Below are 17,887 nucleotides of genomic sequence, written 5' to 3'. Positions count from 1 at the left end.
CGGACGGTCCACGGCGCCTGACTCGACGCCGTCATCGCCTCGCCCGATGTGCGGTCGTGCGCGCGCACCCGGCTCGGAGCAGTCCGCCGGACGCGCGGCGCCTGCTCGTGTGGTTCCGTGGCATCAGGTGCCATCGAGCCGGCACAGGTCCGGCTCCTGCCGGCGCCCGTCGAGTCGAACCGATCAGCGGACTCGTCGGCGCCCCACGGGTATCCGCTGCAGACAGAGAAAGGGCACACGACCGCCATGCGGAAGTACTCCCTCGACGCCCAAGTCCGGCGAATACCTGGAGCGGGCCGACGCGTCCGCCAACGGCCGCAGCGCCGCGCGGCACTGCTCTACGTCGTCGCCTCCGTCCTCGCTCTCGGCCTGCTGCCGGGTGACCTGCTTCCCCGGGCCGTGCACGACCCGCCCGCGCGGCGCGAGACGCGGCCGTCCCGCCGACGGCGAGCGGGCAGCAGTACGGACAAGTGCAGCGGTACGGACAAGTGAGGAGCGGGCCACCTCGTCGGTGCCGCAGGTGTCGGGCCCCCGTCGGCCACCAGCCCGAGATCGGCCGGCGCCACACCCGCGCCCGTCAAGAACCGCACCGACGGCGCGGACGCCCCCGACCACATCCCCCTGCGCCATCTGCCGGCCTTCACCGCCCCGCTCCTCCTCACCACCAAACCGTTCCTCCAGGGACACGGCCAGGAAGACCGGTGACGCGCGGCGGTGATCAGTCGCGTCCCGACCGCATGCACTCGGCGTCCCGGGCCAGGTGGAGCCGGAGGCTGGCCGCGGTACCGAGGCCGGGGGCGGTCGCGGATGCCGAAGTCCGACCTGCTCGGCGCGTCCGCCGTCCGTGGTGATGCCGCGCCCGGATACGCCGTGTGCCGCCGGGGTACTCGTGCGCCGCGACGAAGGAGGTACCGGCCGTGGGCGCGACGTTCTCGCTGGGCCGTGTGGCGGGCATCCGCGTCGGCGTGCACTGGAGTGTCCTGGTCATCTTCGCGCTGATCACAGTCGGGCTGGCGGAGGGGCGCCTGCCCCGCGCTCACCCCGGCGCTCCGGCCTGGGCCTACTGGCTGACGGCGCTGGCGACGGCCGTGGTCTTCCTGCTGGCCCTGCTGGCCCACGAGATCAGCCACCTCCTGGTGGCTCACCGCAACGGCGTCGGCGGTGACGAGATCACGCTGTGGCTGCTGGGCGGGGCGGCCCGTCTGCACAACGAGGCGCCGACCCCGACGGCGGAACTGCGCATCGCGGGCGTCGGCCCCCTGGTGAGCCTTCTGCTGGGCGGGATCTTCACCCTGCTGACCTGGTGGGCGCACGCGCTGCGCGGCCCGGGACTGCTGATCGAGGCGCTGGCCTGGCTCGCGGGCATCAACGTCCTGCTGGCGGTGTTCAACGTGCTGCCCGCCGCGCCCCTGGACGGAGGCCGGCTGCTGCGCGCGCTGGTGTGGTGGCGCACCGGCAACCGGCTGCGCGCCACGGAGGTCGCCACCGGCGCCGGACGGGCGCTGGGCTGGATCCTGGTCGCGGTCGGCGTGTACGAGGCCCTGGCCGGCGGATTCGCGGGCGGCGTGTGGCTGCTGCTCATCGGCTGGTTCATGGTCGCGATGGCGACGGTGGAGGGCAGCCAGGCGAAACTGCGGGAACTGCTGCGCTCCGTGCCGGTCCGGCAGGCGATGAGCGCGGATCCGGTGACCGCTCCGGTCGGGACGAGAGTCCAGGAGTTCCTCAGCAGTCCGCCGTGGCGCTATCGGCACTCGGCCTTCCCGGTCACGGATCCGGCAGGGCGTCCCGTGGGCCTGGTCAGCGTACGGCAGGCCGGGCAAGTGCCGCTGGAAGAGCGCGAGTCGACCTCGCTCGAAGCCGTGATGGTGCCCCTCGGCGACATCCCCACCGCCGGCCCCGACGACCCTTTGGTCCAGCTCCTGCCGGCCCTGGACGCCAGCCCAGCCCGCCGTGCCCTGGTGCTGGCGGACGGTCGTGTCGTCGGCATCGTCACCAGCTCCGACGTCAGCCGGGTCATCGCCTGGCTCTCCTCGACGGCACCGCCGGGCGCGGGACTCAGGACAGTGCCCTGACCTCGCTGGAGTCAGTGCGTGGCGTGGTGGCCGAGAACCGCGTGGGGGTCGCCGGTGCCGGGAGTGGGATGCGGGTCGGTGTGCACGGTGGCGGCGGTCAGCCGGGGCACGGCATGGATCAGGGCGTGTTCGGCCTCGACGGCGATGGCGTGGGCCCGGGCGACGCTCAGCTGCGGGTCGACGACGATGTCGGTCTCGGCGCGCAGGGAGTGGCCGATCCAGCGCATCCGCACCGAGCCGACACGCTCGATGCCCTCGACGGTGCGCAGGGCCCGCTCGGCGCGGTCGACCAGGGCGGGGTCGACGGAGTCCATCAGGCGCCGGTAGATCTCGCGGGCGGCGTCCTTGAGCACCATCAGGATGGCGCCGGTGATCAGGAGCCCGACGACCGGGTCGGCCCAGCGCAGGCCGAGGGCGGCGCCACCGGCACCGAGAAGGACGGCCAGGGAGGTGAAGCCGTCGGTGCGGGCGTGCAGGCCGTCGGCGACCAGCGCGGCGGAGCCGATCCTGCGGCCGGTGCGGATGCGGTGGTGGGCAACCCACTCGTTGCCGACGAAGCCGGCCAGCGCCGCGAGGGCGACGGCCCACAGGTGGCTGATGTCGCGAGGGTGCAGCAGGCGGTCGACGGCCTCGTACGCGGCCAGCGCCGAGGAGGCGGCGATGGTCAGCACGATGGCGATGCCGGCCAGATCCTCGGCGCGACCGTATCCATAGGTGTAGCGGCGGTTGGCCGCCCGCCGCCCGAGGAGGAACGCGATGCCGAGCGGTACGGCGGTGAGCGCGTCGGCCGCGTTGTGGATGGTGTCGCCCAGCAGCGCGACCGACCCGGACACCGCGACGATCACCGCCTGGACCAGGGTGGTCACCCCGAGGACGGCGAGCGACAGCCACAGGGTGCGCATCCCCTCGCGGGAGGTCTCCATCGCGGGGTCGACCTTGTCCCGCGCCTCGTGGCTGTGCGGAGTGACCAGGTGAGCGAGCTGGTGCCGCACCTTCGGCCATCGCCCGCCTCCGTGCGGGTGGTCATGGTCGTGCCCGCGGCCGTGGCCGTGGCCGTGGCCGCCGTGATGGTGCCCGTGCGGTTCGTGGGTGTGGGTGTGCTCGGTCACGATGCGCCTTTCTCGGACGGCGGGCCGGTCGGAGGTGGACGCCGGTACTGCTGCCCCTCATTATGTGCACATGAACGCACGCATGCATCTATCAGGTGCGCACCCCTCGCATCAAGCGGACGAAGGTGAACGCCTGGCGGTCGCGGTGGAGGTGCTCGGCCTGCTCGCCGACCGCACCCGTCTGGCTCTGCTGCGGCGGCTCGGCGAGGGGGAGGCCGACGTCACGACGCTGACCGGGGCGACCGACGCCACGCGGACGTCGGTCAGCCAGCATCTGGCCCGGCTACGCCTTGCCGGGCTCGTGACCACTCGGAAGGAGGGGCGCCGGGTCGTGTACGCCCTGCGGCACGGACACCTGCGCCGCCTGGTCGACGAGGCACTGAGCATCGCCGACCACCAGATCGGCCACCTGCCGCCCCACGACTGACGCCCGGTAACGAGAGGATCAGCGGGTGGGGTCGCGGCGAGGCCTGAGGAGGTGCTCCAGCAGGCCCCGCGCGGGAAGGCTCAGGCTCCGGCCGCGGTCACCACGGCGTCCGTGGCGAAGCCGAGGAGCAGACCGAGGAGGACGCACCAGGTGGTGAGCGTCTTCAGGTTGGCCTTGCGGGCCACGGCGAGGAGTTCGATGACGACGTAGAGGATGGAGCCGGCGGCCAGGCCCAGGAACGCGATGGAGAGCGTGTCGTTGACGAGGTGCTGGCCGACGAGGGTGCCGAGGAAGGTGGGGCCGCCGCCGATCAGGCCGAGCCAGAAGAGGGTGGCCCAGGTGGGACGTTCGCCCTCGGCGGCGAGCGGTGCCACGATGCCGAAGCCCTCGGTGGCGTTGTGCAGGCCGAAGCCGATGATGAGCAGCACGGCGAGGGAGAGTTCACCCTTGGCGGCGGAGTTGCCGATCGCCAGGCCCTCGGCGAAGTTGTGCAGGCCGATGCCGGTCGCGATCATCAGCGCGAGGGAGGCCGCCTGGCTGCGGGTCTTCGGAGCCAGCTCCGTCGCCGCGGCGGCGCCGGGACCTGCGGGACGGTTGGCGGCGGCCCGGCGGCGGGCGGTCCAGCCGTCGTAGTACACCAGCCCGGCGAGTCCGACCGTGAGCCCGGCGGCGAGGACGAGTCCGCCGGAGGCGACCGTCGCCCAGTGGTGGTCGCTCAGCGCCTCGTCGACGGGTTCCCAGGCGTGGGTGAGGACGTCCCAGACGAGGAAGACGAGGATGCCGATGGCGACGGCGTTCAGCCCGGCCTTCAGGCGGGGCGTCGGTGTGCGCAGCCGGCCGAGCGGGAGGCCGAGGTAGATGGTGAGGCCCGCGATGGCGCCGAGCAGGGCAATGTTGGCGCTGGACATGGGGAGAACTCCGAGTCGTGCTCTGACGGCGGCCTGGTGGGGGCGGGCTGCCTGGGGACGACGTCAGCATAGGTTAGGCGAGCCTTACCTAAGGGTGCTCCGTCCAGCGCTTGGGGGAATCTTGGCGGATCCGTTGCCGGTTGGTGTCCTCCTGCCCCGGACCGGCGCCGGTCTGCGGCGGCGCCGCCACCGGCGCACTGCCGGTCAGGGAGCGGGCGATGAAGGCCCGCGGATGACGATCGGTCCCGTGGCTTCGGCGCGAGCGCGGGCCATGCCGCCCTCGACCTCGTCGCGGGTGACTTCCCTGTAGAAGCGTTCCCCGTGGGCGTCGGTGATGTCGATGACGATGCCGGTCCACTCCTCGGCGGGCTCCTCGGGTACGTGTCCGAGCTGGTATTCGGCCTCCTGGAGCAGGGTCTCCGTCACCCGAACCCCGGTCAGCCGCTCGGCGAGAGCGAAGACCGCCGCCTTGGTGTCGACGCGCTCGCCCGTCTCGCCCTCGTTGTCCGACGTCTGGCCCTCGTCGTCCGACCAGGCGAAACCGACCTCACGCATCACCGGGTTCAGGGCATCGGGAGTGCTGCCGTCCCTGACGGTGGGCCACTCGAAGGTGGTCCGAAGGTCCCCGTCCTCGTACCACTGGAAAAAGTGCATGGGCTTGCCCCCGTTGCTGGAGTGCACCACGGCGCGCCCACCCGCCGACAGGGCCTCCAGGAAGCGCGACCGCATCCCCATGCCCCCGTCTCCGATGTGCAGGACGAGCGTCCAGTCGCCGCCCTCGCCCCAGACGGTGAACGCGCCCGCGAGGAAGGACTCGTCCCAGTAGTCCGCCGCGTCGAGCAGTTCATCCTGCCGCTCGATCAGCGCGTCCGCTCCTGTGCACATGCCCTGGGGCTCCGCCTCCATCACCCGCAGCACCCGGCTCGGAGCGACGCCCCGCACCAGCGTCAGGGTGTACCCGGTCTCCAGCGTGTGCCGGAACAACGCAGAGGAACGTATCCAGGCATAGTCATGTGCGGTCACGGAACTCATGCACCACAGTCTGCGCGAACCTCATTCGAGGCATCCCGTGAGCCGCTCGTAGGCGTGATGGGCGTCGCTGATCAGATGCTCGGCCTCGGCGCGGCTGCCGCAGTCGGTGACCTGATCGACGGCCTGGTGGCGCAGGCGTGCCAGAACGGCGGCCCAGGCGTCGCCTTCGGCGTGCCAGCGGGGCAGGTCGTCGGTGTCGACGAGGCCGATGAAGGAAGGATCCTCGGCCACGCACAGCAGCACCGGGGCGACGGGCACGGCCTGTGCGCCGATGCGGTGCAGGACGCCCAGCGGCCAGGCAGGCACGGTGGTACCGGCCAGGGCGGGTTCGGCCATCAGGACCAGGGCGTCCAGGGGCAGCCCGGCGTCGTCGAGGGTGTCGGGGATGCGTCCGTGTCCGACCGGCCAGCCCGTTGAGGTGAGGCGGCCGGAGGCGCCGTCGTCGGACGTGCGGATGGTGGAGGAAGCGGTGGCGTCGATGTCGACGGTGATCCGGGGCATGGCCCTGACCTCCTCAGACGTGAGCGTGGTCAGTGGGTGAAGGCCATCGGCACCGCGTCGGCGCGATGGGCGGCGAGCCCGATCGCCGGATACCAGCAGTCTCCTTCCGTACGGCGGGCGCGGCAACCAGCCGGGGGCGGGCGGGCCCCTGCGGGCCCCGGCGGGATGCGGGGCTCAGGTTCGTGCCGTGGCGGGCAGGAGGACGGCGACCGGGCTCACCGCCGGTCGCGGGTCGCGACGGCGCCGCCAAGTGTCCTTGCCGGCGCCGGCCACCCACTCAGCGGCGGTTCATCCTCGTGACCAGCAACAACACCACGGCCAGCACCTGAATGGCGACAACCACCGTGATCAGCACGGGGATCGAGTAGCCGTACAGGCCGCCCGTCAGCGCGCCGCCGGCCAGACTCGCCGCGCCGACGACGCCGGCGAACAGGCCGTACGCGGTCGCGCGCCGTCCGCTGGGCACCAGGTCCGCGACCGTCGCGCGCAGGGTCGACTCCTGGATGCCCATCGCCGCACCCCACACCAGCGACCCGACGACCGCGACGGCGAGCGTGTCGGTGAACGCCAGGGCCACCACGCCCGTCGTGAGCACGGGCAGGGCGACCAGCACGCGTGGGCCGTGCCGGTCGTACAGCCAGCCCGTGGCAAGCGCCGCGACGGCGTCCACGGCCATCGCCGCCGCGTACAGCACCGGAACCCACGCGGCGGACAGCAGATGGCGCTGGACCAGGTGGTAGGAGAGCACGCCGAAGGTGGCGAACCCGGTCGTGGTGGCCGCGGTGAAGCCGGCGTACGTCCAGAACGCCCTCGGCAGTCGCCCGTCCCGGCCCTCCCGCGCGTCCGGTGCCGCGGGTGCTGCGGCCGTCACCTCGCGTTCGTAGGCCTCCGGGTCCGGCACCCGGGCCCGCAGCCAGAGCAGAAGCAGCAGTACGGCGATGCCGGGGATGGCGAGCACACCGAGCGCGGGCGCGTAGTCGTTCCCGGTCAGCGCGAGCACGCCCGCCACCAGCAACGGACCGACCAGGGCGCCGATCTGGTCCATCGCCTCGTGGACGGCGAAGCCGCGGCCGCGGCCGGTGGCGGCGGTGGCGTGCGACAGCAGCGTGTCCTTCGCGGGCGAGCGCACCGCCTTGCCGACCCGCTCGGCGATCACCAGCACGCACGCCGCCCACAGCACCCCGGCCACACCCAGCAGCGGCACCGAGACGACCGTCAGGGCGTACCCGGCGATCGCCAGCCCCCAGAAGCGGCGCGTGCGGTCGGCCAGTGGGCCGGACACCAGCCGCAGCCCCAGCGCCGCCGCCTCACCGGCGCCGGTGACCACGCCGACGACGAGGGCCGACGCGCCGAGCGAGGCGAGCAGCGGCCCGGTGATCGAACGGGCGCCCTCGTACACGAAATCCGCGAGCAGACTGACCGTGCCGAACCAGACCACGAACCGCCACGGCCCCATCGGCACCGACGGCCGATCCGCCTCCCCGTGCTCGGACACCGACTGCTTCACGTCCACATCGCCTCCGCGAACGACACACCGACCCACGCCGCCCCCGGGCCGGCCTCCACGCCGGCGACGACGTCGGCGGCGACGAACAACTCCGCCCCATCCTCCACCAGCAGAAGCGTCCCGTACGAGAGAGCCGAGCCGGGCAGGCGGGTTTCCGATCCGGCGGCACGGTACGTGAGCACGTCCGGCTGGGAGAATGCTCCGATGACAGCCGAGACCGCTTATCACGGTGAGATGGGCGAGCAGTTCGCGACGCAGGCCACGGACAGCACGTACCACGCGCACACGGATCGACCGGCCATGCTGAGGCTCGCCGGTGATGTGACCGGACTCCGGGTCCTGGATCTCGGGTGTGGGGCCGGCCACTACGCCGCGGATCTCCTCACCCGGGGAGCCGCTCAGGTCGTCGGGGTCGACGGGAGCGAGAGCCTGCTGCACTCCGCGCGGGAGCGGCTCGGGGCCGGTGTCCCCCTGCACCGTCACGATCTGGAGGAGCCGCTGGCCTTTCTGGCGGACGAGTCCTTCGACCTGGTCGTCATGGCGCTCGTCTACCACCACATCGACGCACGCGGACAACTCCTCGCCGAGAGCCGGCGCGTCCTGCGGCCGGGTGGCACCCTGCTCGTCTCCACAACCCATCCCACCGGCGACTGGGGGTACTTCGGCGGCTCCTACTTCGCTCACGAACGCGTCGAGCTGCCTTTCGGCGACGGTTTCGCCCTCAGCTACTGGAGGATGACGCTGGAGCGGTTCCTCGGCGAGCTGTTGGGGGCCGGATTCGTCCTGGAGGCGCTGGAGGAACCGCGGGCGGCGGAGGCGGCGCGCCCGGCCGATCCGCGTCGCTACGAGAAGACCCACCGGCAGCCGCATTTCCTGGCCGTCAGGCTCCGCCGCCCATGAGCCGTCGAAGCCCTGCCGGACGCGGGTGCGGCGGTCGATGCGGAGTACGGCCGGGGGCGCCGATGTTGACCTTGCCCCCAAGGGCAAGGTTTAGGCTGCCACTGGCCGTTGCTCCCAGTCGAGGGGCCGGGCCATCAGCAACACACCTCTGCCGACCTGCCGATCACGGAATCGTGTGCCTGACATGAACGCCATAGCCCTGCGCGGCGCCACCATCCACTACGACGATCTCGGCCCCTCGGCGGGACTGCCGGTCCTGCTGATCCACGGGCACCCCTTCGACCGCACCCTGTGGGCACCCCAGGCCAAGGCGCTGACCGAAGCCGGGTACCGGGTCATCACCCCCGACCTGCGCGGGTACGGCCGCAGCAGCGTCAGCCTCGGAAAGGTCTTCCTCTCCGACTTCGCCGACGACCTCGCCGCGCTCCTCGACCACCTGGACATCGGGCGGGCCGTGGTCGGCGGCGTGTCCATGGGCGGTCAGATCGCCATGGAGTTCCAGCGCCGTCACCCGCAGCGGGTGCAGGCGCTGGTGCTGTCCGACACCTCCGCACCTGCCGAGACCGACGAGGGCAAGGAGTTCCGCAACCGGATGGCCGACCGGCTCCTCGCCGAGGGGATGGACGGCTACGCGGGCGAGGTGATCGACAAGATGCTCGCCCCGTACAACGTCGCCGCGATGCCGGATGTCGCCGAGCGGGTCCTGGGCATGATGCGCGCCACCGACCCCCGTGGCGCAGCGGCGGCACTGCGTGGGCGGGCCGAACGCCCCGACTACCGGGACACGTTGGCCGCCGTACGGCAACCGGTGTTGATCGTCGTCGGCGCGGACGACGTCTACACGCCCGTCGCGGACGCCGAGGCGATGCATCGCCTCGTCCCCCACGCGACCCTGGTCGTCGTCGAGAAGGCGGGGCATCTGCCCAACGCCGAGCACCCCGGGCCCTTCAACACCGCGCTGCTGGACTTCCTCACCACACAGGTGGCCGAGCATGGCTGAGCCGCGCCCGCCCCTGCCGCTGGAGGGTCCGGTTCTGCAGGGAGCGCTCGTGCGCCTGGAGCCCTTGGACCATCGCCACGCCGCGGACCTGGCCGCGTCGGCCGAGGAGGACCGGAGCGCCTATACGTTCACCTGGGTGCCGCGGGCGGCCGAGGTCGAGGAGTACATCGACATGCAGCTCGCCCGTGCCGCCGCGGGCAAGCTGGCTCCGTACGCGCAGGTGGAGACGTCGTCGGGGCGGGCCGTGGGGGCCACCGCCTACTGGGATCCGCGGCCCTGGCCGAGCGGTGAGGGTCTCTGCGCGATCGAGGTCGGTTTCACCTGGCTGGCTGCCTCGGCCCAGGGCACGGGGCTGAACACCGAGGCGAAGTTCCTGTTGTTCCGGCACGCTTTCGAGAACTGGGGTGTCGCGCGCGTCGACTTGAAGACGGACGCGCGCAACGGCCGTTCACGGGCGGCGATCGAGGGCGTGGGCGCACGGTTCGAGGGCGTACTGCGGAACTGGTCCCGCTCGTGGGCACCGGGTGAGGGCGGCCTGCTCCGTGACTCCGCGATCTTCTCGATCACCGCAACGGAGTGGCCCGACTGCCGCGCCCGCCTGGAACGCCGACTGGCCCGGACCCGGACCGCCACCTCAGCACCGACAACCTGAACCACTCACCTGACAGTTTGACGGCGGTGCTGCGGATACGGCGACGACGTGACCTGGCAGCGCTTCTACATAGTAGCCATGTACATAGTAGCCATGTACTGTATTCACCATGAGCAAGGCTCCCGAAGGAGCCACACCCGGTTTCCTGGTGTGGCGGCTGTCCATGAAGTGGCGGGTCGCGGTGGATCGCGCGGTGGCCCCGCTGGGCCTGACCCACGCGCAGTACGCACTGGTGGCGTCGCTGTACGGCATGCACCGCTCCGGTCTGCGACCCAGCCAGCGGCGGCTCGCCGATCACACCGGCCTGGAGGCGCTGTACGTCTCCAAGCTGGCCCGCGGCCTGGAATCCGCCGGCCTGCTCGAGCGCACCCGCGACCCCGACGACCCGCGCGCCGTACAGCTGGAACTCACCGAGCAGGGACGTCAGGTCACCCGGAAGGCGATCGACGTCGTCCAGGGGCTGTTGCGGCAGCTGCTGGCACCGCTCGGCGGCCTCGACGGTCCGCGCGCACGGGAGTTCACCCGGGAGCTGACGATCCTGCTCGACGCACCGCTTGACCCGTTCGGCACCACCGATCACGAGACGGAGCAGTCATGACCAGCGCCGCACCCCTTGTCGACCCTCGCACCATCGCCCTCGCCCACTACGCCGCGCGCGCCGTTCTGGAGCGCGTACTGGCCCCCTACGGCACCACCTTCCTGCAGAACGTCACCCTGCGGCTCGTCGCCGTCGCGGACGGCCCGGTCGAGCGCGCCGCGCTGATCGACGGCGTCACGGACGCGGTGAAGGTCGACGCTGCGGACGCTCACGAGACGATCGAGGAGCTGATCGCCGCCGGGCTGCTCGTCGTGGCGGAGGGGTCCCGCATGGACATCACCGACGCCGGCCGGGAGTTGTACGCCAAGGCCGCCACCGAGACGGCACCGCTGACGGCCCGGATCTACGCCGGTATCTCCGAGGAGGACCGCGCCGTGACCGGCCGGGTGCTGAGTCTGATCACCGAACGCGCCAACGCGGAGCTGGCCGCCCTGGAGGCCCGGCAGGGTTAGTGGAATATTGAACAAACACGTTCCGTTGTGGCCCTCGAAGGAGGTCACGAGTGGAGACGCAAGTGGAGACCACGTACTACGACCACGGCACCCCGGCCGAGCGCTGGGAGCGCGCGCAGCAGTTCTTCGACGCCAAGGACTACACGGGCGCGGCGCAGGTGCTGACCGGTCTCGTCGAGGAGGTGCCCGAGCAGACCGGACCCCGGCTGCTGCTGGCCCGCGCCTACTACCACTCGGCCCAACTGCGCCGCGCGGAAGCCGAGTTGCGGATCGTCGTCGAGCGTGACCCGGTGGAGCACTACGCCCGGCTGATGCTGGGCCGTACGCTCCAGCGGCAGGCCCGGCACGAGGAGGCGGAGCGGCACCTGCGGATCGCCTCGGCGCTCGCGGGCGACTTCCCGCAGGAGTGAGCGGCAGAACGAGGACCCGGTTCCCGGCAGGGGGCCGGGTCCTCGTCATGGCTCAGGCGGAAGACCGAATCGTCCGTGTCACCACCCAGTGGTTCCTGCCCAGGCGTCGCGTGCGGGTGAAGCCCCGGCTCTCGAACAGGGCGACCGTGACGTTGTGCAGGAAGGACGCCGACACCCGGGCGCCCTCCGTGTCCTGCGGGTAGCTCTCCACCGTGCCGCCGCCGAGCCGGGCGATCTCGCGCAGGGCGCCGTCGAGCGCGGCCGAGGCCACTCCCGTGCGGCGCCGGGCGCGGTGCACGAAGAAGCAGGTGATCCGCCAGTCGGGCGGGGTCGGGGCGGCCGCATCATAGGCGCGGCGGTGTTTGATCCGGGGCAGCTCGGCGGGCGGGCCGAACTGGCACCAGCCGACGCAGTCGGGGCCGTCGTACACCAGGGCCGCGTGTGCCCTGCCCTCGCGGACCCGTGTCTGCTTCGCCGTCCGGTTCTGCTCGGGCGTCCTGGTGCGGCCGACGCCCTCCTCGTGGAACGCCATGCACCAGCAGCCGCCCCAGACTCCGTCGTGCTCCGCCACCAGCCGGGCGAAGTCGGGCCAGGTGTCCGGGGTCAGGGGCCGTACGGAGAACGTCATCTCTGTCCTTCGGGTCAGAGCGGGGCCGTCGGGTGCAGGAGCAGGTACAGGGTGACGGCGGAGTTCGCCGACGACATCGCGGACACCAGTGCCCCGGCGGTGGCCGCCCAGACGGCGAGGCCGACCGAGGTGAAGACAGGCGGCCAGGTACGGGCCACGGGTGCGGGCGCCAGCAGCGCGGCCACCCGGCGCGGCACGGGACCGGTGGCCGCGAGCGCGGCCAGGGTGGGTGCGGGGGTGCCGGCGGAGAGCAGGGCCGCCCGGCCGATGGCGCGGGCGACGGTGCGCCGGTCGCCGACCGCCCGCGCCGCCTCCTCGTCCGCCCAACGCTCGGCCGTGTAGACGACGGCGGTACGCAGCGGCCGCAGAAAGGGGTTGGCGCGCGCGGCGAGGTGCGCGGCGAGGAGATGGCGGTGGTGCCGGGCCGCCAGATGGGCGCGTTCGTGGGCGAACAGGGCGCGCCGCTCGGCGGGGGCGAGCCCGGTCAGCAGCCCGGTGGTGACGACGATCCGGCCCCGGCCGCCGGGCAGGGCGTAGGCGTACGGCGTGCTGTCGGGCAGGACCGCGACCGTCCGGCCGGGCAGTGCGGCGAGGGCCCGGCGGGCACGGCGGGTGATCCGGCGGTGCCGGAGCAGCGTGCGGGCGCAGCCGGCGGCGACCAGGGCGAGCGCGAGGACGGCGGCCCGGCCCGCGAACTCGTCGTGCGGTACGACGGCCCGAACCTGCGGGTCGGACCAGGCGTCCGGGAGGGGGCTGCCGGGGAGTCGGGCGGTGGCGACGACCATGAGAAGACCCAGGCAGAGCGTGCTGCACCCGGCCATGACGACCGCGACCGCCGTCAGCAGCCGGGTCGCGGCACGTGGATGCAGCCGTGTCTCGGCGAGCCGGGCGACCGGCCAGGCGGACAGCGGCAGCACCAGCGGCAGGAAGACGAAGACCCCGAAGACCCCCATGGGCCGTCAGTCTTCCGTACGGCCCTCCCCCGTGTCCGCGGACCGCGGCAGACCGGTGTCCGCCGCGTCGAGCAGGGCGCGCAGCACCTGTTCGTCGCCGGGCGGCAGGGCGGTGACGAAACTGGCGAGGACCGCCTCGCGGTCCCGTTGGCCGTCGAGCAGGCGGTGCATCCGCAGGGCGGCGAGGCGGGCCACGTCCGCGGTCGGCGTCCAGACGAAGGAGCGGCCCCGGCGTTCGCGGGCGACGACGTCCTTGGCCAGCAGCCGGGTCAGGATGGTGACGACGGTGGTGTGGGCGAGGTCGCCGCCGAGGCGCTGCCGCACCCAGGCCGCGGTGACCGGTCCGTCCGCCTCGCGCAGCGCGCCGAGGACCTGGCCCTCCAACTCGCCCTGGCCGCGCCGCCGGGCCCGGCCGCCTTCCCGCGCCATGTCCCGTTCTCCCTCTCGTATGGCTCCGGTTCATCTCCCGGACGCCCGAGTGGGCGCCTGCGTGAGGGACCACGCTACGTCACGGCGCCATGACCAGGGTGCACCCGTCGGCGGCCGCCCGGCATGGCATGCTGACGCGATGGCCCCTCTCCGTGATCACGCACCGCTCGCCGAGCGGGTCGAGGAACTCCTCGCCGCCGGCGGCCCCTTGCCCATCGTCGCCGCCGGGCAGCCGGTGCTGCGGCGCGGCACCGAGCCGTACGACGGCCAGCTCGGCCCCGCCCTGCTGGCCCGTTTCGTCGAGGCCCTGCGCGTCACCATGCACGCCGCACCCGGTGTGGGCCTGGCCGCACCGCAGGTCGGCGTGCCGCTCAGGATCGCGGTCGTCGAGGATCCGGCGCCGGTGCCCGAGGAGGTCGCGGTGGCCCGGGGCCGGGTGCCACAGCCCTTCCGTGTCCTGGTCAACCCGGTCTACGAGCCCGTCGGCACCGCTCGTGCCGCGTTCTTCGAGGGCTGCCTGAGCGTTCCGGGCTGGCAGGCGGTGGTGGCCCGGCACGCCGAGGTGCGGCTGCGCGCCGAGGACGAGCACGGGCGGGCGCTGGACGAAGTGTTCACCGGGTGGCCCGCCCGTATCGTCCAGCACGAGACGGACCACCTGGACGGCACCCTCTACCTGGACCGCGCCGAACCGCGCTCGCTGTCCACGAACGAGGCGGTCGCCGCGCTGTGGAACCGGCCGACACCCGAGGCGGCGGCCGAGGCGCTCGGCTTCGAGCTGCCGTGACTTCCTTTGCCGAGGGCTATTTGTCGCGGTACGACTCCAGCAGTCGCAGCCATACCTCGCTCAGCGTCGGGTACGACGGGACCGCGTGCCACAGGCGGCTGACCGGCACCCGGCCGGCGACGGCGACGGTCGCCGAGTGGATGAGCTCGCTTACGCCGGGGCCGACGAAGGTGACGCCGCGCAGGATCTCGTCCTCCAGGTCGACCACCATCCGGGCGCGGCCCTTGTAGCCGTCGGCGTACAGGCCCGCACCCGCGACGGCGGAGAACTCGACGTCGACGGCGCGGACGCGGTGGCCGGCCTGTTCGGCCTCCGCGAGGGAGAGGCCGACCGCGGCGGCCTCGGGGTCGGTGAACACCACCTGGGGTACGGCGTGGTGGTCGGCGGTGGCCGTGTACGCGCCCCAGGACTCGACCTGCACGGTGTCGCCGGCCGCGCGGGCGGCGATGGCCGCGCCGGCGATGCGGGCCTGGTACTTGCCCTGGTGGGTGAGCAGGGCGCGGTGGTTGACGTCACCGACCGCGTACAGCCAGTCGGTGCCCGTGACGCGGAGGGTGTCGTCGACGCCCAGCCAGGAGCCGGGTTCCAGGCCGACGGTGTCGAGGCCGATGTCGTCGGTGTGCGGGATCCGGCCGGTGGCGAAGAGGATCTCCTCGGCCTCGATCCGGTCGCCGGCGACGGTGACGGCCACGACCGTGCCGTTCTCACGGGTGACGGACTCCACGGAGGTGCCGGTGCGGACGTCGGCGCCCGCCTGGGTGAGCGCCTCGGCGACCAGTTCCCCGGCGAACGGCTCCATACGGTTCAGCAGGCCCTTGCCGCGCACCAGCAGGGTGACCCGGGAGCCGAGGGCCTGCCAGGCGGTGGCCATCTCGGTGGCGACGACACCGCCGCCGACGACGATCAGCCGGGCCGGGGCGGCCCCGGCGCTGGTCGCCTCGCGGCTGGTCCACGGGTTCACCTCGGCGAGGCCGGGCAGGTCGGGCAGCCAGGCGCGGGTGCCGGTGGCGACGGCGACGGCATGCCGGGCGGTGAGGGTTTCGACCGTGCCGTCGGGGGCCGTCACGGTGACCGTACGGGGGCCGGCGAGCCGCCCGTGGCCGCGGTACAGGTCGGCGCCGATGCCGTCGAGCCAGCCGACCTGGCCGTCGTCCTTCCAGTGGGAGGTGTACTCGTCCCGGCGGGCGAGGACGGCCGGGGTGTCGAGCGGGCCCTGGACCGCCGGGGCGAGGCCGGGCAGGCGGCGGGCGTCCGCCTGGGCGATCACCGGCCGGAGCAGGGCCTTGCTGGGCATGCACGCCCAGTACGAGCACTCGCCGCCGACCAGCTCGCTCTCCACGACCGCGGTGGTGAGGCCGGCCGCGCGGGTGCGGTCGGCGACGTTCTCCCCCACGGGCCCGGCCCCGAGCACCACGACGTCGTACGCGATGGATTCCGTTTCCGTCATGGGGTTCAGTCTGGTGGGTGGTGTGCGCGACGGCCACATGGGTACGTGCGCGGAACACAGACGTGCACGTGTGGAATAGGCGGTCCGACGGCCGTGTTTCCGCCGTCGGCACACCCCCGCACCAGGAAGTAGGGACTCAGGGCATGAGCAGCACCGTGGAGCTGACCAAGGACAACTTCGACCAGACGGTCACCGACAACGACTTCGTTCTGATCGACTTCTGGGCTGCCTGGTGCGGGCCGTGCCGCCAGTTCGCACCCGTGTACGAGAAGGCCGCGGAGGACAACCCGGACCTGGTCTTCGGCAAGGTGGACACCGAGGCCCAGCCGGAGCTGGCCGCGGCCTTCGGCATCCAGTCGATCCCGACGCTGATGATCGTCCGCGACAAGGTCGCCGTCTTCGCCCAGCCGGGCGCCCTGCCCGAGCCCGCGCTGACGGACCTCATCGGGCAGGCCCGGAAGCTGGACATGGACCAGGTCCGCAAGGACATCGCGGCTCAGGAGGCCCAGGGGGGCGCCGCCCAGTAGCCCAGAGGCCTCTCAGAACGGGTACGGCGCCACGTCGCCGCGCAGGGTCGTCCAGCGCAGGTCGGTGAAGGCGTCCAGATTGGCCTCACCGCCGAAGCGGGCGCCGGTACCGGACGCGGCGACGCCGCCGAAGGGGGCCACCGCCTCGTCGTTCACGGTCTGGTCGTTGACGTGGACGATGCCCGTGGGGATCCGCTCGGCCAGGTCGAGGGCCCGGGCGGTGTCCCGGCCGACGATGCCGAGGGAGAGGCCGTAGGGGCTGTCCGCGGCAAGGGCCGCCGCCTCGTCGGCGGTGGCGAAGGAGCGGACGGGCGCGACCGGGCCGAAGACCTCCTCGGCGTACGCCGGGGTGTCGTCGCCCGCGTCGGCCAGCACGGTCGGCCGGTAGAAGAGCTGTTCGTGGGTGCCGCCCGCGGTGAGTTTCGCGCCGCGGGAGATACTCGTACGCACGAGGCCGTCGATCTTGGCGAGCTGCCCCGCGTCGATGACCGGGCCGAGGTGGACCTGCTCGCGGTGGGGGTCGCCGACGGCCAGCGAGTCGGCCTTGGCGGCGAGCCGTTCGACGTACTCGTCGTAGAGCGAGGCGTGTACGAGGTGCCGGCCGGTGGTCATGCAGATCTGGCCCTGGTGGAAGAACGAGCCCCAGGCCGCCGTGGAGATCACGGCGTCGAGATCGGCGTCCTCCAGCACGATCAGGGCCGAGTTGCCGCCCAGTTCGAGGTGGGCCCGCTTGAGGTGGCGGCCGGCCGCCTCGCCGACCGCGCGGCCCGCCGCGGTGGATCCGGTGAAGGAGATGACGGGGACGAGTGGGTCCTCGACCAGCGCCGCACCCGTCTCCGCGCCGCCGGGCAGCACATGCAGCAGGTCCTCGGGCAGACCGGCCGCCGCGAAGACGGCGGCGAGGGCGAGGCCGCCGCAGACGGCGGTGCGCGGATCCGGTTTGAGGACCACCGCGTTGCCGAGCGCGAGGGCCGGCGCGACGGAGCGGATGGACAGGATCAGCGGCGCGTTGAACGGGGCGATCACACCCACCACGCCGACCGGGACCCGGCGGGTGTACGACAGCCGGGCGGCCTCGCTGGGCAGCACCTGGCCGGTCGGACGGGAGGCGAGGGCGGCGGCCTCGTAGCACTCCTGGGCGGCCACGTGGAGCTCGAAGTCCGCCTTGCCCGGCACGGATCCGGACTCGCGTACGAGCCACTCGCGCAGTTCGTCGGCATGCTCGGTGAACAAGTCACCCGCCCGGCGCAGCACCTGGGCCCGCTGGAAGTGCGGCGTCCGGGCCCAGCCGGCCTGGGCGGCGCGGGCGACTCGCGCCGCGCGGCCGACGTCCTCGGGGGCGGCGAGGGCGACGGTGCCGAGGGCGTCGCCGGTGGCGGGCTCGGTGACGGTGTGGGCGGGTCCGGCAAGGCTGCGGGCTTGCCAGGTCTTCGGGTCGAGCAGCGGCATTCGGCTCTCCGATCGATCGCCGTGCGGTACGGAACTCTGCGCTCGACCCTACTTGGTTGAGCACGAAACTACATCGGGCGACGCCGCCCCGGAACCCGTCAC

At 72.8% G+C, this 17,887-nt stretch carries 22 protein-coding genes; 11 read left to right on the top strand and 11 right to left on the bottom strand.

Features of this window, described 5'->3' with window-relative positions; all coding sequences use genetic code 11:
* Positions 1–246: 246 nt before the first annotated feature.
* Together SRB17_RS09775 and SRB17_RS09770 are read left to right on the top strand one after the other, a co-directional pair.
* Entirely contained in the window at positions 247–492 is a 246-nt protein-coding gene (locus SRB17_RS09775; protein ID WP_153536807.1) for a hypothetical protein, read from the top strand.
* A gap of 425 nt (positions 493–917) precedes the next feature.
* On the top strand, positions 918–2,072 hold the full coding sequence (locus SRB17_RS09770) for a site-2 protease family protein (RefSeq protein WP_323375242.1): 1,155 nt from the start codon (positions 918–920) through the stop codon (positions 2,070–2,072).
* A gap of 11 nt (positions 2,073–2,083) precedes the next feature.
* On the opposite strand, the gene SRB17_RS09765 is transcribed toward SRB17_RS09770, so the two are convergent.
* Positions 2,084–3,181, bottom strand: a complete 1,098-nt coding sequence (locus SRB17_RS09765) for a cation diffusion facilitator family transporter (protein WP_416237035.1) — start codon at positions 3,179–3,181, stop codon at positions 2,084–2,086.
* Between the two features lie 70 nt (positions 3,182–3,251).
* On the opposite strand from SRB17_RS09765, the gene SRB17_RS09760 reads away from it, so the two are divergent.
* Positions 3,252–3,608: an ArsR/SmtB family transcription factor gene (locus SRB17_RS09760; RefSeq protein WP_153536805.1), complete on the top strand. Its 357-nt coding sequence runs from the start codon at positions 3,252–3,254 to the stop codon at positions 3,606–3,608.
* 80 nt (positions 3,609–3,688) lie between these two features.
* Here the strand turns inward: SRB17_RS09760 and SRB17_RS09755 are convergent, their stop codons facing one another.
* The 5 genes from SRB17_RS09755 to SRB17_RS09735 form a co-directional block, all read right to left on the bottom strand.
* Positions 3,689–4,516: a ZIP family metal transporter gene (locus SRB17_RS09755; protein WP_153536804.1), complete on the bottom strand. Its 828-nt coding sequence runs from the start codon at positions 4,514–4,516 to the stop codon at positions 3,689–3,691.
* Positions 4,517–4,720: 204 nt separating this feature from the next.
* The gene (locus SRB17_RS09750) at positions 4,721–5,548 is read right to left on the bottom strand and encodes a DUF6461 domain-containing protein (RefSeq protein WP_153536802.1); all 828 of its coding nucleotides are present in this window, start codon (positions 5,546–5,548) and stop codon (positions 4,721–4,723) included.
* Positions 5,549–5,569: 21 nt separating this feature from the next.
* The gene (locus SRB17_RS09745) at positions 5,570–6,049 is read right to left on the bottom strand and encodes an inorganic diphosphatase (protein ID WP_153536799.1); all 480 of its coding nucleotides are present in this window, start codon (positions 6,047–6,049) and stop codon (positions 5,570–5,572) included.
* Positions 6,050–6,326: 277 nt separating this feature from the next.
* The gene (locus SRB17_RS09740; RefSeq protein ID WP_323375241.1) at positions 6,327–7,562 is read right to left on the bottom strand and encodes an MFS transporter; all 1,236 of its coding nucleotides are present in this window, start codon (positions 7,560–7,562) and stop codon (positions 6,327–6,329) included.
* Complete coding sequence (locus tag SRB17_RS09735; protein ID WP_153536797.1) at positions 7,553–7,738, bottom strand: hypothetical protein; 186 nt, start codon at positions 7,736–7,738, stop codon at positions 7,553–7,555. Before SRB17_RS09735 ends, SRB17_RS09740 begins: the two co-directional genes overlap by 10 nt.
* Before the next feature lie 22 nt (positions 7,739–7,760).
* Here SRB17_RS09735 and SRB17_RS09730 point away from each other — a divergent pair, with 22 nt between their 5' ends.
* From SRB17_RS09730 to SRB17_RS09705, 6 genes are all read left to right on the top strand, one after another.
* Positions 7,761–8,456: a class I SAM-dependent methyltransferase gene (locus tag SRB17_RS09730; protein ID WP_153536796.1), complete on the top strand. Its 696-nt coding sequence runs from the start codon at positions 7,761–7,763 to the stop codon at positions 8,454–8,456.
* 184 nt (positions 8,457–8,640) lie between these two features.
* Entirely contained in the window at positions 8,641–9,456 is an 816-nt protein-coding gene (locus tag SRB17_RS09725) for an alpha/beta fold hydrolase (protein ID WP_153536794.1), read from the top strand.
* Positions 9,449–10,108, top strand: a complete 660-nt coding sequence (locus tag SRB17_RS09720) for a GNAT family N-acetyltransferase (protein ID WP_153536792.1) — start codon at positions 9,449–9,451, stop codon at positions 10,106–10,108. The genes SRB17_RS09725 and SRB17_RS09720 overlap by 8 nt, the downstream gene beginning before the upstream one ends.
* A gap of 109 nt (positions 10,109–10,217) precedes the next feature.
* The gene (locus SRB17_RS09715) at positions 10,218–10,706 is read left to right on the top strand and encodes a MarR family winged helix-turn-helix transcriptional regulator (RefSeq protein ID WP_153536790.1); all 489 of its coding nucleotides are present in this window, start codon (positions 10,218–10,220) and stop codon (positions 10,704–10,706) included.
* Entirely contained in the window at positions 10,703–11,158 is a 456-nt protein-coding gene (locus SRB17_RS09710) for a MarR family winged helix-turn-helix transcriptional regulator (RefSeq protein WP_153536788.1), read from the top strand. The genes SRB17_RS09715 and SRB17_RS09710 overlap by 4 nt, the downstream gene beginning before the upstream one ends.
* A 62-nt stretch (positions 11,159–11,220) precedes the next feature.
* A complete protein-coding gene (locus SRB17_RS09705; RefSeq protein ID WP_323375413.1) occupies positions 11,221–11,568 on the top strand; it encodes a tetratricopeptide repeat protein in 348 nt (115 codons plus the stop codon).
* A 52-nt stretch (positions 11,569–11,620) separates the two neighbouring features.
* Here SRB17_RS09705 and SRB17_RS09700 read toward each other — a convergent pair whose 3' ends face one another.
* The 3 genes from SRB17_RS09700 to SRB17_RS09690 are packed head-to-tail and all read right to left on the bottom strand — an operon-like array spanning position 11,621 to position 13,578.
* Positions 11,621–12,196 (bottom strand): GNAT family N-acetyltransferase, encoded by a 576-nt coding sequence (locus SRB17_RS09700; RefSeq protein WP_153536786.1) that lies wholly within the window; start codon positions 12,194–12,196, stop codon positions 11,621–11,623.
* A gap of 14 nt (positions 12,197–12,210) precedes the next feature.
* The gene (locus tag SRB17_RS09695) at positions 12,211–13,149 is read right to left on the bottom strand and encodes a M48 family metalloprotease (RefSeq protein ID WP_153536784.1); all 939 of its coding nucleotides are present in this window, start codon (positions 13,147–13,149) and stop codon (positions 12,211–12,213) included.
* 6 nt (positions 13,150–13,155) lie between these two features.
* Entirely contained in the window at positions 13,156–13,578 is a 423-nt protein-coding gene (locus SRB17_RS09690) for a BlaI/MecI/CopY family transcriptional regulator (protein ID WP_153536782.1), read from the bottom strand.
* Positions 13,579–13,717: 139 nt separating this feature from the next.
* Here SRB17_RS09690 and SRB17_RS09685 point away from each other — a divergent pair, with 139 nt between their 5' ends.
* Positions 13,718–14,362: a peptide deformylase gene (locus tag SRB17_RS09685; RefSeq protein ID WP_153536780.1), complete on the top strand. Its 645-nt coding sequence runs from the start codon at positions 13,718–13,720 to the stop codon at positions 14,360–14,362.
* 16 nt (positions 14,363–14,378) lie between these two features.
* On the opposite strand, the gene SRB17_RS09680 is transcribed toward SRB17_RS09685, so the two are convergent.
* A complete protein-coding gene (locus tag SRB17_RS09680) occupies positions 14,379–15,809 on the bottom strand; it encodes a dihydrolipoyl dehydrogenase family protein (protein ID WP_153536778.1) in 1,431 nt (476 codons plus the stop codon).
* A gap of 143 nt (positions 15,810–15,952) precedes the next feature.
* Here SRB17_RS09680 and trxA point away from each other — a divergent pair, with 143 nt between their 5' ends.
* Positions 15,953–16,336 carry a thioredoxin gene (trxA, locus tag SRB17_RS09675; protein ID WP_153536776.1) on the top strand — a complete coding sequence of 128 codons (384 nt, stop codon included), beginning with the start codon at positions 15,953–15,955 and terminating at the stop codon, positions 16,334–16,336.
* A 12-nt stretch (positions 16,337–16,348) separates the two neighbouring features.
* Here trxA and SRB17_RS09670 read toward each other — a convergent pair whose 3' ends face one another.
* Positions 16,349–17,785: an aldehyde dehydrogenase family protein gene (locus SRB17_RS09670; protein WP_153536773.1), complete on the bottom strand. Its 1,437-nt coding sequence runs from the start codon at positions 17,783–17,785 to the stop codon at positions 16,349–16,351.
* Positions 17,786–17,887 lie beyond the last annotated feature (102 nt).

Origin of the sequence: Streptomyces sp. RB17 (genome assembly GCF_009604455.1) — a bacterium.
Taxonomy (GTDB): Bacteria; Actinomycetota; Actinomycetes; order Streptomycetales; family Streptomycetaceae; genus Streptomyces.
Note: the sequence above shows the minus strand (reverse complement) of the source record. Positions and strands in the feature narration are given on the sequence as shown.